Origin of the sequence: Hwanghaeella grinnelliae (genome assembly GCF_004005845.1) — a bacterium.
GTDB lineage: Bacteria > Pseudomonadota > Alphaproteobacteria > UBA8366 > Aestuariispiraceae > Hwanghaeella > Hwanghaeella grinnelliae.
The window spans coordinates 1,759,181-1,773,962 of record NZ_SADE01000001.1; the positions used below are offsets into that span (position 1 = coordinate 1,759,181).

Annotated in this window: 16 protein-coding genes; 7 read left to right on the forward strand and 9 right to left on the reverse strand. The window is 59.2% G+C overall.

Annotation, left to right across the window (positions count from 1 at the left end; all coding sequences use genetic code 11):
• Positions 1 to 2 precede the first annotated feature (2 nt).
• Genes ribH through thiL form a run of 3 tightly spaced genes read left to right on the forward strand, consistent with a single transcriptional unit; the run spans position 3 to position 2,090 of the window.
• Positions 3 to 509, forward strand: coding sequence for a 6,7-dimethyl-8-ribityllumazine synthase (gene ribH, locus EOI86_RS08160; protein WP_127764580.1), 507 nt, complete (start codon positions 3 to 5; stop codon positions 507 to 509).
• On the forward strand, positions 509 to 1,126 hold the full coding sequence (gene nusB, locus EOI86_RS08165) for a transcription antitermination factor NusB (protein WP_127764581.1): 618 nt from the start codon (positions 509 to 511) through the stop codon (positions 1,124 to 1,126). Before ribH ends, nusB begins: the two co-directional genes overlap by 1 nt.
• Positions 1,104 to 2,090 carry a thiamine-phosphate kinase gene (gene thiL / locus EOI86_RS08170; protein ID WP_127764582.1) on the forward strand — a complete coding sequence of 329 codons (987 nt, stop codon included), beginning with the start codon at positions 1,104 to 1,106 and terminating at the stop codon, positions 2,088 to 2,090. Before nusB ends, thiL begins: the two co-directional genes overlap by 23 nt.
• A gap of 38 nt (positions 2,091 to 2,128) precedes the next feature.
• Here thiL and EOI86_RS08175 read toward each other — a convergent pair whose 3' ends face one another.
• The 3 genes from EOI86_RS08175 to EOI86_RS08185 all read right to left on the reverse strand — a co-directional run bounded on the left by EOI86_RS08175 (position 2,129) and on the right by EOI86_RS08185 (position 4,903).
• Positions 2,129 to 3,118 carry a DUF3369 domain-containing protein gene (locus tag EOI86_RS08175; RefSeq protein ID WP_127764583.1) on the reverse strand — a complete coding sequence of 330 codons (990 nt, stop codon included), beginning with the start codon at positions 3,116 to 3,118 and terminating at the stop codon, positions 2,129 to 2,131.
• A gap of 429 nt (positions 3,119 to 3,547) precedes the next feature.
• Complete coding sequence (locus EOI86_RS08180; protein WP_127764584.1) at positions 3,548 to 3,907, reverse strand: hypothetical protein; 360 nt, start codon at positions 3,905 to 3,907, stop codon at positions 3,548 to 3,550.
• A gap of 171 nt (positions 3,908 to 4,078) precedes the next feature.
• Entirely contained in the window at positions 4,079 to 4,903 is an 825-nt protein-coding gene (locus EOI86_RS08185) for an aldo/keto reductase (protein WP_127764585.1), read from the reverse strand.
• Between the two features lie 240 nt (positions 4,904 to 5,143).
• Here EOI86_RS08185 and EOI86_RS08190 point away from each other — a divergent pair, with 240 nt between their 5' ends.
• Positions 5,144 to 5,995 carry a peptidoglycan-binding protein gene (locus EOI86_RS08190; RefSeq protein ID WP_127764586.1) on the forward strand — a complete coding sequence of 284 codons (852 nt, stop codon included), beginning with the start codon at positions 5,144 to 5,146 and terminating at the stop codon, positions 5,993 to 5,995.
• A 26-nt stretch (positions 5,996 to 6,021) separates the two neighbouring features.
• Here EOI86_RS08190 and EOI86_RS08195 read toward each other — a convergent pair whose 3' ends face one another.
• A complete protein-coding gene (locus tag EOI86_RS08195) occupies positions 6,022 to 7,047 on the reverse strand; it encodes a D-cysteine desulfhydrase family protein (protein WP_127764587.1) in 1,026 nt (341 codons plus the stop codon).
• Between the two features lie 255 nt (positions 7,048 to 7,302).
• Positions 7,303 to 8,184: a LysR family transcriptional regulator gene (locus EOI86_RS08200; RefSeq protein WP_127764588.1), complete on the reverse strand. Its 882-nt coding sequence runs from the start codon at positions 8,182 to 8,184 to the stop codon at positions 7,303 to 7,305.
• Positions 8,185 to 8,308: 124 nt separating this feature from the next.
• Here EOI86_RS08200 and EOI86_RS08205 point away from each other — a divergent pair, with 124 nt between their 5' ends.
• Positions 8,309 to 8,749 carry a tautomerase family protein gene (locus EOI86_RS08205; RefSeq protein WP_240035591.1) on the forward strand — a complete coding sequence of 147 codons (441 nt, stop codon included), beginning with the start codon at positions 8,309 to 8,311 and terminating at the stop codon, positions 8,747 to 8,749.
• A 69-nt stretch (positions 8,750 to 8,818) separates the two neighbouring features.
• On the opposite strand, the gene EOI86_RS08210 is transcribed toward EOI86_RS08205, so the two are convergent.
• Positions 8,819 to 9,637: a hypothetical protein gene (locus EOI86_RS08210; RefSeq protein WP_205032104.1), complete on the reverse strand. Its 819-nt coding sequence runs from the start codon at positions 9,635 to 9,637 to the stop codon at positions 8,819 to 8,821.
• Positions 9,634 to 10,542, reverse strand: coding sequence for a LysR substrate-binding domain-containing protein (locus tag EOI86_RS08215; RefSeq protein ID WP_161973747.1), 909 nt, complete (start codon positions 10,540 to 10,542; stop codon positions 9,634 to 9,636). The genes EOI86_RS08210 and EOI86_RS08215 overlap by 4 nt, the downstream gene beginning before the upstream one ends.
• 199 nt (positions 10,543 to 10,741) lie before the next feature.
• On the opposite strand from EOI86_RS08215, the gene EOI86_RS08220 reads away from it, so the two are divergent.
• On the forward strand, positions 10,742 to 11,422 hold the full coding sequence (locus EOI86_RS08220; protein WP_127764590.1) for an FMN-dependent NADH-azoreductase: 681 nt from the start codon (positions 10,742 to 10,744) through the stop codon (positions 11,420 to 11,422).
• A 147-nt stretch (positions 11,423 to 11,569) separates the two neighbouring features.
• Entirely contained in the window at positions 11,570 to 13,045 is a 1,476-nt protein-coding gene (locus EOI86_RS08225; protein ID WP_127764591.1) for a M81 family metallopeptidase, read from the forward strand.
• Positions 13,046 to 13,409: 364 nt separating this feature from the next.
• Here the strand turns inward: EOI86_RS08225 and EOI86_RS08230 are convergent, their stop codons facing one another.
• Positions 13,410 to 14,342, reverse strand: a complete 933-nt coding sequence (locus EOI86_RS08230) for a S66 peptidase family protein (protein ID WP_205032105.1) — start codon at positions 14,340 to 14,342, stop codon at positions 13,410 to 13,412.
• Entirely contained in the window at positions 14,339 to 14,770 is a 432-nt protein-coding gene (locus EOI86_RS08235) for a GFA family protein (RefSeq protein WP_127764592.1), read from the reverse strand. Before EOI86_RS08235 ends, EOI86_RS08230 begins: the two co-directional genes overlap by 4 nt.
• Between the last annotated feature and the right edge of the window lie 12 nt (positions 14,771 to 14,782).

Below are 14,782 nucleotides of genomic sequence, written 5' to 3' on the forward strand. Positions count from 1 at the left end.
GTATGAACAAGTCAGACGATGTTAAGCCCCCGCATATTATGATCGTGGAGGCCCGTTTCTATGATGAGATCGCGGATGCGGCGATGGACGGCGTGACCAGCGCCTTGGACGCGGTCGGCGCGACCTATGAGCGCTTCCAGGTGGCGGGCGCCTTCGAAATACCGGCGGCGATTTCCCATGCCCTGATTCAGCAGGACCTGTACGATACGCACCGTTTCGACGGCTATATCGCCTTGGGCTGCGTGATCCGTGGTGAGACGACGCATTACGACATCATTTCGGAAGAAAGCGCGCGCGGTTTGATGGATCTTTCCCTGGAATACGGTCTGGCGCTGGGCAATGGCATTTTGACTGTCGAGAACCAGGAACAAGCCATGGACCGCGCGATGAAGAGCCGGAAGGACAAGGGCGGTGAAGCCGCGCGGGCGTGCCTGGGCATGATTGAACACAAGCGCGCGTTCAACCTGTATCCCCGGGAAGAGATCGACGGCGGGGCGGGGCGTTCCTGATGACTGACGAAACCGAGCAATCGGAAAGCCGGGAAACAACGGGCCGCGTGCCGGCGGGGCGTCGTAAACGCAGCGCTGCGCGCCTGGCCGCCGTGCAGGCGCTTTACGAGATGGAATTGTCGGGCCGTTCGGCGGAAGTCGTCATCGCGGCGATGAAGGAACGCGGTGTGACGGACCTTCAGGACGAAGAGGACATCCCGGTCGACGTGAAGTATTTCGAGGGCGTCGTCGAAGGTGTCAGCCTGAATACCGACAAACTGGACCGCATGGTGGACGAATGCCTGGGCACCGGGCGAAATGTGGCGCGCATGGAAGCGGTCCTGCGCGCAATCGTCCGGGCCGGCGCGCTGGAATTGATCTCCCGCGGGGATCTCGACCCGCCGATCCTGATTTCCGAATACGTGCATATCGGACACGCCTTCTTCGGCGGCGGGGAACCGGGCATCGTCAACGGCTGCTTGGATAAGCTTTCCAAGACCTATCGGGAAGGCGAACTTGCGGAAGCGGCTGAAGAAGCGCGCGTCGCCTTGCTGCGGGAAACAGGCGCCGATGCACTGATGGCGGATACCGAAGCCGACGTGGTCGACGATGTAGATGACGATGACGGTGAGCGGTGAGTTCGAACGCATAGCCCGGTTTTTCGCGCCGCTGGCTAAGGGCTTCGACGGCGCGGACGGCCTCAATGACGACGCCGCCGCCTTGCCGGTGCCCAATGATCAGGATTTGATCGTCAGCACCGATACAATCGTCGAGAAGATCCATTATCTCGGCCCGGAAAAACCGGCTTCCATTGCATCCAAACTGTTGCGCGTGACCTTGTCCGACTTGGCGTCGAAAGGGGCAGTGCCGGTCTGGTACACAATGAATTTGGCTTTGCCTGCAAAGATCGACGACGCATGGCTCGAAGGTTTCTGCGATGGATTGGCCCGGGATCAGGAGCGCTATGGCGTTACGCTCGCTGGCGGGGATACGGTGAAGACCGAGGGACCAGTCGTCCTGACCCTGACCGGTTACGGTTTGGCGCCCGCTGGGAAAATACTTCGGCGCGGCGGGGCGAGGCCGGGCGATCTGATCTATGTGACTGGGACGATCGGCGACGGTGCGCTTGGCCTGGAATGCGCACGCGGTGCTTTTCCCGAACTGAACTGGAATGCGCGGTACTATCTGGTCCAGCGGTACGAATTGCCGGACCCGCCGGTTGCCCTTGGCGCGGCGCTGATCGGGATCGCCCATGCGGCGATGGATATTTCCGACGGTTTGGTCGCGGATTTGGCGCATATGGCGGATGCGTCCGACCTTCGGGCCATGATCCACGCGATATCGGTTCCTGTCTCAGACGCCGCCGCTGAAATTCTGTCCGACTGCCCAGACCGTCTGCCGTCGGTGTTGAGCGGCGGGGACGATTACCAAATTCTAGCTGCCGTCCCGGTCGCGGCGGAGGATGCATTCCTGTCCGCCGCGCGGAAACACAGTGTCGCCGCAACGCGGATCGGGGAATTCAAGAAAGGGTCGGGCGTGTCCGTTCTGGATGCGGATGGTGCAGAGCTCGCACTCGCTCAAACCGGATACAGCCACAGCTAGGTTGGCGCGTCCAAGGCTGGCGCCAACACGGCCCAGTGTCAGTGAATTCGAACGATATCGGCCGATGGTGGCAGGTTCGCCTTTTCCATTGTATCGAACGCCATGACACTATTGCGCATGAGCATATCGAGCAGGCGCTTATCCATATCACGCAATTCGCCCACCCCTTCGATACATATCAGGTAGTTGCGATTTTCCGAAGCCTGCATACGAACCACAAGCCTGCCTTCGCTGTGATAGAGCCTGTCTTGCGCCAAACTTACCTGGATGTCTTCAGACAAGTCGTCCGGTAGATCGTCAATCGTTGTGTCGGATTCAAGCGAACCGAAACTGCCGGATGCGGCGAGGATGCTGATCCGTTGATCTTCCCCGACGATCGCCATAAAGGCGTTTTCGGTGCTTTTTTCTTGCTGTTCACCTTGCCGCGACGCGGGGTCGAGCAGGGTACAGGCCTGCGCAATCGCATAGGCTGCAAGCTCTCCAGGGGTCCGTTTTGTAAACAGATTGGCCGTCGTATCGACGAGCTTTTCGAGCTTTTCCTTGTCTTTCTCGGTCGCCAGGATATCCCGATAAGACCTTAGCGCGGTGTACATCACCGTGTTCAGTTTTTGCGTCGTCAGTTCCGACTTTTCCCGGTAATCGTTGATGTCGTATTCCGCGATGACACGACGTTCCGGTGCGTGGCCGGGATTACCGGTGCGCAAGACGATCCGCATTGTCGTGTTGCCGATAACGTTTCGGATATAGTGCACGAGGTCCAGTCCGGCCCCATCCGATTCCATCACGACATCCAGCAGCAGCATGGCGATATCGGGGTTTTCCTCCAGAATACTCCGCGCTTCCTTGGCGGAATATGCGTGGAGTTGGGAGATCCTTCGGTCGTCCAATTCGAAATCCGAGAGGGCGATCTTCGTGATGGCGTGGATATCCGGTTCATCGTCGACGACCAGGATTTTCCACGGGTCCGATGCCGGTTTCTCGGGGCCGGTCCGCATTATGGGGGAGGCGAAAATCAGCGTATCTGTCATAACGACGACTATATCCTGAACGGTTTGGCTGAACGCAGCAAAGGCAGTGCCAATTTTCTACGACCTAAACCGTTAATAAAACCACAATGTTCTTATATAGGATGGTGTCAAATTCACAAAACGGCACCGTTTCCGTCAAATACCGTTGCACTATGCGACTTGTTCTGCGTTGCCGCTTTTAGAACTGGGGTTCCCAGCGATCGCTCAGTCATCACACGCCGGAAGTGCCGGAAGGCGGCCCGATCGGTCCGATGGATGAAGGCTTATGCTGCGCAGCCGCCATTTTCTGGCCTGAACGCGCGTGGCCGTCGGTATTAATTCCGGGCGTGCGTCGGACGGGGGGACAGCGGAGCAAGCGGTAAGACGCAGGATGTTCGAAACCGAACCGGGGCGAAACATGGCGCCCCGGTTCACGTGTTTCGGCCGACTTCAGCTGGCGTGAGGGCGGTTGACGGGAAGATCGGTGACCGTGACCCGGTTTCCTTCACGCGCGATGACATAGAGGCTGCCTCGTTTGGCGGGGAGGCCGAATTGAGCCTTTTCGCCGTCGGCCAGTTCCATGACGAAGCGGCTGGGAACGTCTTGGCTCGTCTTGCCCAAATAGGTTCCAACAACAATGTACTTGCCGTTTTCGCTTTCCGTGAAATAGACGGACATATCGACTTCGTTGCCATGCAATGTTGCGCCGGCTTCCGGCTTGTCGAGTTGGACTTCGTCTGCCAATGCCGACGAAAAGGGAATCGCGGCGAGCAATGCCGCGGCGACTGTGGTTCTCAAAAATAAGTTCATTTCATGCTCCAAATAGCTTTTTAGACCCGTAATTGCGGGAATTGTTTCCGCTATTCGGTGTTTTAGAACATGAAAATGGTGCGGTGCAACAAAATTGCGCCAAAACTTGTGCGCCGCAGCATCTCGGTATGTTGCAGAAGACCTGTCTCGGCTGGAATGCGTTCCGCCGGCTTATTCCGTATCCCAAACCGGGGCGAAGGCGGGATTTACGAGACGCTTGTTTTTCGGAAGGGCGCCAATGGCGGCGCGGTCTTCGTCGTCCAGCCGGACATTGAGCGCGCTGAAATTGGCTTGCTGGTTCTTGGGGCTCGCCGCCTTCGGAATGGCGACCACACCTTTCTGGTCCAGCAGCCAGGCCAAGGCGATCTGCGCACCGCCGACACCATGTTTCTGGCCGATAGCGACAAGCGTGGCATCTTCCGATGACGTCCCCTTGGCCACCGGGCAATAGGCGGTCATCGCCATGCCCTTTTTCTGCACGTAATCCAACAACGTCGCCTGGGACAGGAAGGGGTGGTATTCCACCTGAAGCGCAGCCAGCGGGGCGCCGATCTCGTCCATCGCCTTGCGCATCAGGGCGAGGGGAAAGTTGCAGACACCCATGGCGCGGATCAACCCGCGCTCTTTCAACCTGATTATCGCTTCCAGAGTTGCGGCGAGGTCCATATCCGGCGTCGGCCAATGGACCATGTACAAATCGACATAGTCGGTGCCCAGTTTTTCCAAGCTCTGTTCGAAGACGCCTTGCATCAGGTTCGGGGCAAGATGGGTATGCCAGACCTTCGTGGTGATGAAGACGTCCTCACGCGGCAAGCCCGTCGCGGCGATGCCCGCGCCGACAGCGTCCTCATTCTCATACATGGTCGCGGTGTCGAAATGGCGGTAGCCGAGAGACGCCGCGTTCTCCACCGCAGCCTGCGCTTCGGCGCCCGTCATCCCAAAAGTGCCGAGGCCCAGGCGTGGGATGTCGATGCCCTGTGTGGCGATTGTTTCCATGGTCTTCCTCCTGGCCGACGATTTTTTTGGGATGTCACGGTGTGTAGATCTGTCCAGGCAGTGTGCCACAGGGACCAAGGCTGTGGAAACCACCCGGTAAGCTTCATTTGGCCGCCGCCGATCCGGATACCGGTTGATGGCGTAAGAAAGACACGCGATACGCGTCGCACAAGTGTTTAAGTGTTCGCGTAAACGGTGTTAGGGTATTGGCATGTATTATGGATATGGATGTTAGTCGCCATGGCGGACCTGAAACTTGGCAGCAAGGGGGACGCAGTTGCTCGGTTGCAGGCCTTGCTCTGCCTTGCCGGGCTTGATGCCAAACCGGTTGACGGCGATTTTGGACGCGGAACAAAGGCGGCCGTGGTTGCCTGCCAGGCGGCGAACGGCCTGACGCCCACGGGTATCGCGGATGAAATCACCCAAGCCACTATCGGCATGGATGGGGAAGACAAGACCCTCACGCCCGATCCGGTCATCGCCAATGTCGATGAAGTTGTTGTGCGGAACATATTCCCGAACGCGACCTCGGCCTGGAATATCCACACCCATCTTCCGCATGTTCTTGCGGCGCTGAAAGGTGCCGATATGGACGACCGCGACCTGGTGCTGATGGCATTGGGCACGATCCGAGCCGAATCCGAAGGCTTCGAACCGATCGATGAAGGGAAGTCCAAGTACAACACCTCACCCGACGGTCCGCCGTTCGGTCTGTACGATCCGGGGACAAATATTGGAAAGAATCTGGGCAATCTCTACCCCGGCGACGGGGAGAAATTCAAAGGGCGCGGCTTCATCCAATTGACCGGACGTTCGAACTATCGGCGCATCGGAGAAGCGCTTGGGATCGGAAACACCCTGGAAGAAGACCCCGACCGCGCCAACGAACCGGAACTGGCGGCCAAGATCCTGGCAGCTTTTCTGGACAATAAGCGCCGCATGATCAAATACGCGATCCTTGGGCGCGACCTTGCCCAGGCGCGAAAACTGGTCAACGGCGGCAGCCACGGTTTGGACCGGTTCGAGGAAACCTTCCGCAAAGGCGAGGTTTTGCTGGCGAAGAAAGACGATGACGATTGGCTGACAGGATGAACGCTGTCGCGTTGCCTGCGCGACGTTCAGTTCGACAATTGGCTTTCGTAACCCCATAGGGCGGGCGTGCCGCCGGTATGGATGAAACAGACCGACTGGCCTTTCTTGTACACACCCTTGCGGATCGCGTGGATGAGGCCCGCCAGGGTCTTGCCGCTATAGACCGGATCGACCAGCAGGCCTTCCAGACGCGCGGCCATATGGATCGCTTCCTTAACGTCTTTCCCGAATTTGCCGTAACCGGGCGCCAGGACCGCGTCGGTCACGTTGACATCCGATTTCGCGACCCTTTGACGGCAATACAACATGTCGAAGACTTCCTGGGTACGCGTCGCGACTCGTTCGGCCTGTTGCTTTGCGTCCCGGCGGACACAGACGCCCAACACCGGCATCGAACTGCCGATCAGGCGTAGTCCCGCCAGTAGGCCCGCATGGGTTGCGGCGCTGCCGGACGGCACGACGATGGCGTCGAGTTGAACCTTCGCATCGCGTGCGTTGTCGAGTATTTCCTGCGCGCAATCGATATAGCCCAGCGCGCCGAGCGGCGGGTGATCCGGCCCCAGATGAATGACATACGGGGTCTTTCCTTCCTTGCGCAGCTTGGCGGCGCGTTTCTCCAGCGCCGCATCGGCGCCGGCTTCGTCCTCGCCCTTCGGATAGGTGTGAATCTTCGCGCCAAGGATCTTGTCCAACAGAACATTACCAGATTTCTGGTAATGCTCGTCCATGCCTTTGACGCGGTCTTCGTGCTGTATTTCGCAAGCCATGCCCAGCTTCGCGGCGGCAGCGGCGGTCATGCGCAGGAAGTTTGACTGGACCGCGCCGGTGATCAGAACCGTGTCGCAATCCTTCTGGCGCGCTTCTCCGAAATAGTACTCCAACTGCCGCGCCTTGTTGCCGCCCATCGCCAATCCCGTGCAGTCGTCCCGCTTCACATAAACCTTCGGCCCATCAAGGTGGCGGGTCAGGTTCGGCAGGTATTCGAAGGGGGTCGGACCGTGCATGAGCTTTACGCACGGAAAGTCTGTCACGAAGGACGAACGGTTCGGCATTTTAATACTCCGGTCCTGCCGCGTTGGTCGGCGGCGGGGATGGTCAATCATCTCGATTAATCAGCGGGGAGGGGGCCTGTCAGTGCGGCGCGTCACAATAGAACGCCGGGTGGCCGGTCGCGATCCCCTTATGGGGCGCTCGTTTAGGACATATCCCGCAATGGGGCAACTGGGTAAGTGATGGAAACCGTCACGGCAGGCTTGCATCGTGGACATGCCCTTGGCGAGGCCGAAAGCCCTGAACCGTGATCGGGGTCATCGTGAGCTGCGTTTGAACGCTGCAATGACGGCGCTGGTTTGTGCCTTGGATAACGGCATGCCTGACCGGATCATCAAGGTGAAAGCCGCAGACCCCGGCAAGGGCAAGGCGAACTCCTCGGTCACGTCGCGGCTGTCATCCGGTCGGTTCTGTTCGCCCAGGCAGGTCACGCCGAGGCCCGCAGTCACCGCCGCGCGCAGGGTGCCGATCCCGCCGCCGGTGAACGCATCGCGCCAAGTTATTCCCGCTTTGTCCAAGGCGTTCAGGCTGGCGGCGCGGATCAGGCAGCGGGGGGAATGCGTGGCGACGGGGAGGGCGGTGGCATTTGGCCAAACGAAATCCTTTTGGGCGAACCACCGCAGGCGCTCAGCCTCCAACCTGTGCACGATCCCCGCAGCTTTTCCTTTTGGCGGGCTTTCTCCAACGAGTTCGCGCAGGATGACGGCGTCGTATGCGCCGTCCTCAAAAGCCGAAAACAGAGACGCGGTTTCCGCGATTTCGACGTCAAGACGCAGATCCGGCACGGCCCGGTTTAGATGCGCAAGTATGCTGGGCAGGCTGTTTCCGGCGAAGTGATCGCTGATGCCCAGTTTCAGTTCCGTCGGCGCGTTGGAGGAGCCGGTGCGTCGGAGGAGGGCATCGTGCTGATCCAGCAGACGTCGCGCCTCTGAAAGGAAGTCCGCGCCGTCCGGTGTCAAGGCGACACCGCGGGGCGTGCGGGCGAGCAGCCTTCGGTCGACCTGCTTTTCCAGGCGTTGAATACGAAGGCTGACCGCAGACTGGGTCGCGCCCAATGTGTCGCCGGTCCGCGTGAAACTCAGCGTGTCGGCAACCGACGAGAAGGTCCTTAGATCCAGGATGCGCAATTCATCATTCATGATTGCTAAATATAATGTTAGATATATTAACTATCAATTTCTATTATCATGCGTCCACCCATACCTTCTCGATAAAGGAACGCCAGTTGGCTGTCCGTCGATCATCTTGAGAAGGAGTTCAGAAATGCCGTTCGTCAGAATCTCAATGCGCGCCGGTAAGGATGCCGCCTACAAACATGCGATCATGGATGCGATCTATCACGCCTTGCGCGAGACCTTCGATGTGCCGGAGGACGACCGTTTCATCGTGATCGACGAGCATGGCGCGGATGCGTTTTCCTACGGTAAAAGCTATATGGATATCCAACGCAGCGACGACCTTGTGTTGATCCAGATCACCGCCAGTAACACACGGCCCCTGGAAACCAAGAAAGCCCTATTCCAGCGCATCTGTGACCTCCTGGTGGAGGGCCCGGGTCTGCGGGCGGAGGACGTCTTTATCAACCTTGTCGAGACCGACCGGGTCAACTGGTCCTTCGGCCTAGGCGGCGCGCAATACGCTGCGGCGGCTCAAAACGACGACGATAGCGGCCCTCTTCCAAAACACTTTCGACTTGCGCGGTGATTTCACGGGGGATCGCATAGAGAGGTCCCATTGGGATGGGACGGTGGTGCTTTCAATATGCCTGAAAGACTACGAAGCGAGGAGCCATTCGGTTGGACTGTTCAGGGCCGGTCGGAAATAGGCAATCATCCGTCCGTCCGGCCCGGCTTCCGCATTCTCGCCCCAAGGGGTCATGCCATGCAGGATGTGGCGGTGCGCCAGATAGGCCTCGCCAGGCTTGGCGTGGATTGTGATCCGTTCGCAGGTTTCAAAAACCTGTTTACGAATGCGTTGGTAGCCTTCGGTGATGTCGACCTCGCCCCATCGCTCCGGTGGCACGTCCAAAAAAGTGTCGCGGAACCAGTTCCCGAAGATGATGTGAGACCCTTCCCAGAGCGAGAAGGGGGCGGCATTCTCGGAATACTTCACAACGGGAATACCGAGGATGAAGGCGTGAAATTCCTTCAGCCGCCGTCGCCTTTCCGTGCCCTCGCGCAGTAATCCATCGACATGGGCGGCGTCCCGGTTCCGGCGGAAATCGAAGACCGCTTTCGACTCACCGTCCATCGGTTTTGGGTAACCGGGATAGCAGACAGATATCTGCGCCCGGTCCCAAGGCATGTCTGCCCCTAGATTGGCCATCCCCAATGCGTCACGGATGAAATCGACGGCTTGTCCCGAGATCGGCGGTCCGCCGGGCACCGCGCCAGTCGCATCGTTCGGCAAGGCGTTGACGCCTGCGAACCAGGTCCCGCCATAGCGGTACCACTCTGCAAAGGCGGGGTCGGTCACAGTCGCCCGCGCATGGGGGAGGGCGAAGTCGATCCAGTCCGCAAGGTGCTTGTCGTACGGGAACTTGCACCATCCTTTTTGACGAAAAGAGATCATGAATTCGGAAGGCGCCGTCACGGTTGGATCACCTGTAACCGGTCTGTGGTGTTTGCCTGCGCGGGCTGGGTCAGGCCGTGCTCAAGCCATTCTATAAAACGCGCAATCTTTCGGACGCGGCGGCGTTCCGGCAGGCACAGGATTTTGTAGGAGCGACCGGGCACGGTCACATCAGGCCGGAACGGGGCCAACAGGTCGCGCGCGACGAGATCGTCGGCGAGAACGTTGCTGAGAAGCGCAAGGCCCTGTCCGGCCACCGCGCATTGGACCACGTGATGCTCCTGTGCAAATTTTCGGATTGTGGTTCGCCCTTTGAACTGTGCCGCTTGCAACCATTCGTCGAGACGCACGGGCGCCAAATCCGGCTGTTCCCATTCGGTGCAAAGGATGGTGGCGTCGTCAATTCGTCCGTCCATCTCTGAAACCAGTTTTTCTGACCCAAACAGGCCGATGCGCTCATGCGGCAGCGTTTGTGCCAAAAGCGGTCCATCCCCGCCGCCATATCGGATGGCAAGGTCAATGCGCCTATCCCGCATCAAGTCGACCGGCGCGGTGCCGGTTTCAAGGCGAACTGTTATTTCCGGATGGGCCTTTTGAAAGTCTTCCAGTCTGGGGGCCAGCCACAATGCGCCGAAGGCCGGTGTGGTCGTCATCGTCAGGACGTTTTCCGAAACCCGGACATCCGCCAATGCATCGGAAATCTCCGTGAAGGCGATCGTCAAGCGTCCGGCCAATTGCTTGCCTGTGTCCGTCAATCGCACGGCGCGGGTTTCCCGCACGAAGAGTTGCAGATCCAGCGCTTCTTCCAAGCTGCGGATATGATGCGAAACGGCAGTCGGTGTGACCGAAAGTTCTTCGGCCGCTTGTTTGAAGCTTCCAAGGCGCGCGGCGGCCTCGAAGGCGCGCAGCGATATCAAGGATGGCATGGCGTGGATCATGTCGATTTATACATTCATAGAGATTGGCCTGGAAAGCCAAATATCCCCGATCATGGGCACTTTATGTTATCAATAAATAACAATGACTCATCTATAGATGATGAGGATGATTTTGTATTCCGACCCGTTTCGCCCCTAGTTCGACCCGCCATAACGCAACTAGCAATCCCGGATCGGAGACCCTTTCATGCCCACACTACTGCACATTGACGCAAGCGCCCGACCCGGGCGGTCGGATGAGACACCGCATGGTTCCCACAGCCGCCGGTTAAGCGCCGTCTTCGCGGATGCCTGGCGCGCCGCACGCCCGTCGGACACGGTCGTCTACCGCGATGTTGGTCAAAACCCGCCGGCCCCGGTAACGGGAAGATGGATCCACGCGGCCTTTACACCTGAAGGGGACCGTGAACCTTGGATGCGGGAAGAACTGGCCGAGAGCGATACGCTTGTCGACGAGTTGCTTGCCGCGGACGTGATCGTGGCGGCTGTGCCGATGTACAACTTCGGTGTTCCGGCCCAGTTCAAGGCCTATATCGACAACATCGTGCGTGTCGGGCGCACATTCGGTTTCGACAGGGGGCGCCCCGGCGTACCGTATTGGCCAATGGTTCCGGGCGGGAAGACCCTGATCACCCTGTCGTCACGCGGGGATTACGGTTATGGCCAAGGTCAGCCGCTGGAACACATGAACCACGTGGAACCCGGCATTCGAACTCCAATGGCGTATATCGGAATCACGGAAATGCACTCGATTGCCGTTGAATACGACGAATTCGCGGACGACCGTCTCAAGGCGTCACTTGAAGCCGCTGAAATCGAGATTTCCGATCTTGTCAGCAAACTTACCGGTAGGGCTGAAGCGGCCTGACCGTGATATCGGTGGCGTCCATTCCGGAGGGGGCTGATCACCGGGACGGCTATTTATTTGACGATCAATGCAACTGTTTCGGATTGCGTCTTGGCGGCGATGGCCTAACCTCGCTGCGTTTCGAAACGTTGCACAAGGGATTTTTCCATGCGTATCGCCGTCGGTGGATTTCAGCACGAGACCAATACATTCGCGCCGGTGAAGGCGGACTTTCAGGCATTCGAACGCGCTGACGCCTGGCCGCGCCTGATCGTCGGTGAGGAGATATGGGATGAGATCGAGGGTGTTCATATACCGATTGCCGGTGCTTGCGACGTTCTGAAAGCGGCTGGCGTGGATCTCGTGCCGCTGGCTTGGGCGTCTGCAACCCCAAGCGCGCATGTGACCGAAGATGCTTATGAGCGAATTGCCGGTTTGATGCTGGAACGCCTGCGGAGTGCGATGCCGGTCGACGCGGTCTATCTGGACCTGCATGGCGCTATGGTCTGCGAGCATCACGAAGACGGGGAGGGGGAATTACTGCGCCGGGTGCGTGAGGTTGTCGGCCCGGACAAGCCAATTACCATAAGCATGGACCTGCACGCCAATGTGACGCCTGAAATGGTCGAGCATGCCGACCTGATCGAGATCTACCGGAATTACCCTCACACGGACATGGCGGAAACCGGCGCGCGCGCCGCGCGGCACTTGCTGACGATTCTGGCGATGGGGACGAAACCCGCCAAGGCTTTCCGGCAAGCGGACTTCCTGATTCCGCTGCAATGGGGATGCACGTTTCACGACCCCGCCCAAACGCTCTATGAAAAGAACCTTCAGGACGGTCTGGAGAGTGGCGTTATGTCCCTGTCCTTCGCCTGTGGTTTTCCCTTGGCCGATATCCATCATTGCGGCCCATCCGTCGTGGCCTATGCGAACAACCAGAAGGACGCGGACGAAGCGGCGGATGTCATGATGGCCGCCGTTCAGGCAGCGGAACCGGACTTCGCGGGCAAGATCTATCTGCCGGATGAAGCGGTACGCCTCGGCCATAATGTGGGGAACGGGAAACCTTTGGTCGTGGCTGACAGCCAGGACAATCCGGGCGGCGGCGGTCCCGGTGATACGACCGGCATGCTGCGGGCGCTTTTGGAGGCGGGTCGGCAGGATGCGTTGATCGGCGTTTTCACCGATCCGGAAACAGCCGACAAAGCCCATGATACCGGAATTGGCGGGACCTTCACCGCGAAGATCGGTGGAAAATTGTTCCCCGGCGACGAGCCGGTGGAGGTGGAGGCAACGGTTCTTGCCCTGGGTGATGGTGTCTTCAAGGGCACCGGTCCGATGTGGGGCGGTGCGAAATTCCAGATGGGCAGAATGGCGTTGCTCGACTGCAAAGGCGTCCATGTCGCGATCATGTCCAATTCCATGCAGGCTGGTGACCAGTCGATGTTCCGGCATCTGGGTGCTGAGCCTTCGGACTACGACTTGGTGATCGTCAAAAGCTCCGTCCATTTCAGGGCGGACTTTCAACCCATTGCCCGGGATGTCTGGGTCGCCGCTGCGCCGGGCCCTGTCTATGCGGACCCCGGCGGTCTGGAGTTCAACAACCTTCGGGCCGGTGTCGCGACACGGCCGCGCATTTAACGGGGTGCAGGTGCGGCTGCGGTCCCTCGCGGGCCCTCAAACAGGGACGAATCCCTTTCCCTCATCTCCGCATTTCGGGCGGCGAAATCGCCCTTGCCACGCTCGATTGGTGAAAAATGGAAAAGGTGAAAAATCAAATTGCAGCGTCGCGGTAATGAGGGATGGAAAAACGCTGAATCTGACACGAACGGTTAACATTAATGATGAATATGCAAATTAATGCATATTTCGTGCATGGACTTTTGCGAGCCGTTCGCACTAGTTTGAGCCAACCGTACCGGGGGGTACGGGAGCATGGGCGGCACTCAAAGGCTCGACTTGGACTTCGTTATTCCGAATCGCCGTGCCGCCCATGCGCCTTGCTTCATTGAAAATCGAATCCGGCGGGGTCCTCGCCGCGTACCGACACTGTGCCGGCATCGGCGTCGAGGATTGCCATTTCTCCAAGCGGGACACTCAAGGCGTGCGGCCCGTGGCCACAGGGAAGTCCGCCCAAGATCGGCACGCCTAGCGCCATGAAGTGCTGGCGCAGCATTTCGATTTGGCTGCCCTCCCGTCCCGGGGGGCAATCGGTGAAACGGCCGATGGCCAATCCGGCAACGCCCTTCAGATGTCCTGCCTGGCGCAGCATTGTCAGAGGACGGTCCATCTGACCGGGATGCAGGCCGACGGCCTCGATCAATAAGATTGCACCGTTCAGAGGGGGCAGTGCCCAGCCGGCGGTTGTCGCGATCATATCCAGGTTTCCACCGATCAATGGCCCGCATGCCTTGCCGGAAGTCGTCAGCGCAGCTGTCGGGTCGTCGGCGGCGCTATGCAGGATAACCGGATCGCGGGACATTAGAATTCGCCGGAGAGACTCCGCGGCAGAGGGGCTAAGGCGCCCCGTCTCGTCCTCGGTAAGAGCACCATGGACACAGGGAACACCGGCATTCTTCCAAATACTGAGATGAAGTGCCGTGATGTCGCTGAAACCGATCAATGGCTTCGGATCACGACGGATGGCATCGAAATCGAGCAGGTGGGCTATCCTGTAGGAGCCCTTTCCGCCGCGTGTGGTAATGACGGCGCGCACCTTGGGGTCGCGAAAGGCGTCGTTCAGATCTGACAGTCTGTCGCCGTCGGTTCCAGCCAAGAAACCTTGCCGGTCGAAGGCGTGCGGCGCAATTTCGACAGACAGGCCCCAGCTCTGAAATGTTTGCCCTTGAACCGTCACGGCGTTCCTGTCCGGCGTGCTGGCAGGGGAAACGAAACGAACCGTATCGCCCTGTCGCAAGGGCGTGGTTTCGGCGATCAATGCAGGTCGTCTTCATCCGGATCGCCTAAGCGGTCCGGCAGATGGGTGTCGAGTTTAAGCCAGGGTAGACGGCTTTCGGTCCAGATATGCATCTGGGCGGCAAATTCCTCGGGATGGTCCAATGTCGCCAATGTGACGTCTATCGTGTCGGGATACTTTGAGGACCAGAAGCTGATCGGCGTGTGACAGGTGGGGCAGAAGCCGCGCTCCACCTCGGCTGACGATTTGTAGATCTCCAGCGGCGTGCCCAGCATCTCCAAGCCTTCCGTCGGCACGGTGAACCAGGTGACGGCGACGGCGCCGGCCGCACGGCGGCACATGCTGCAATGGCAATGGGCGATCTCGCCCTCTGAGGGCGTGGGGACGCGATAGCGCACGGCGCCGCAGAGGCAATGGCCGGTGCGATGGTTGTTTGTTTCTCCGCTCATCGATTGCCGCTC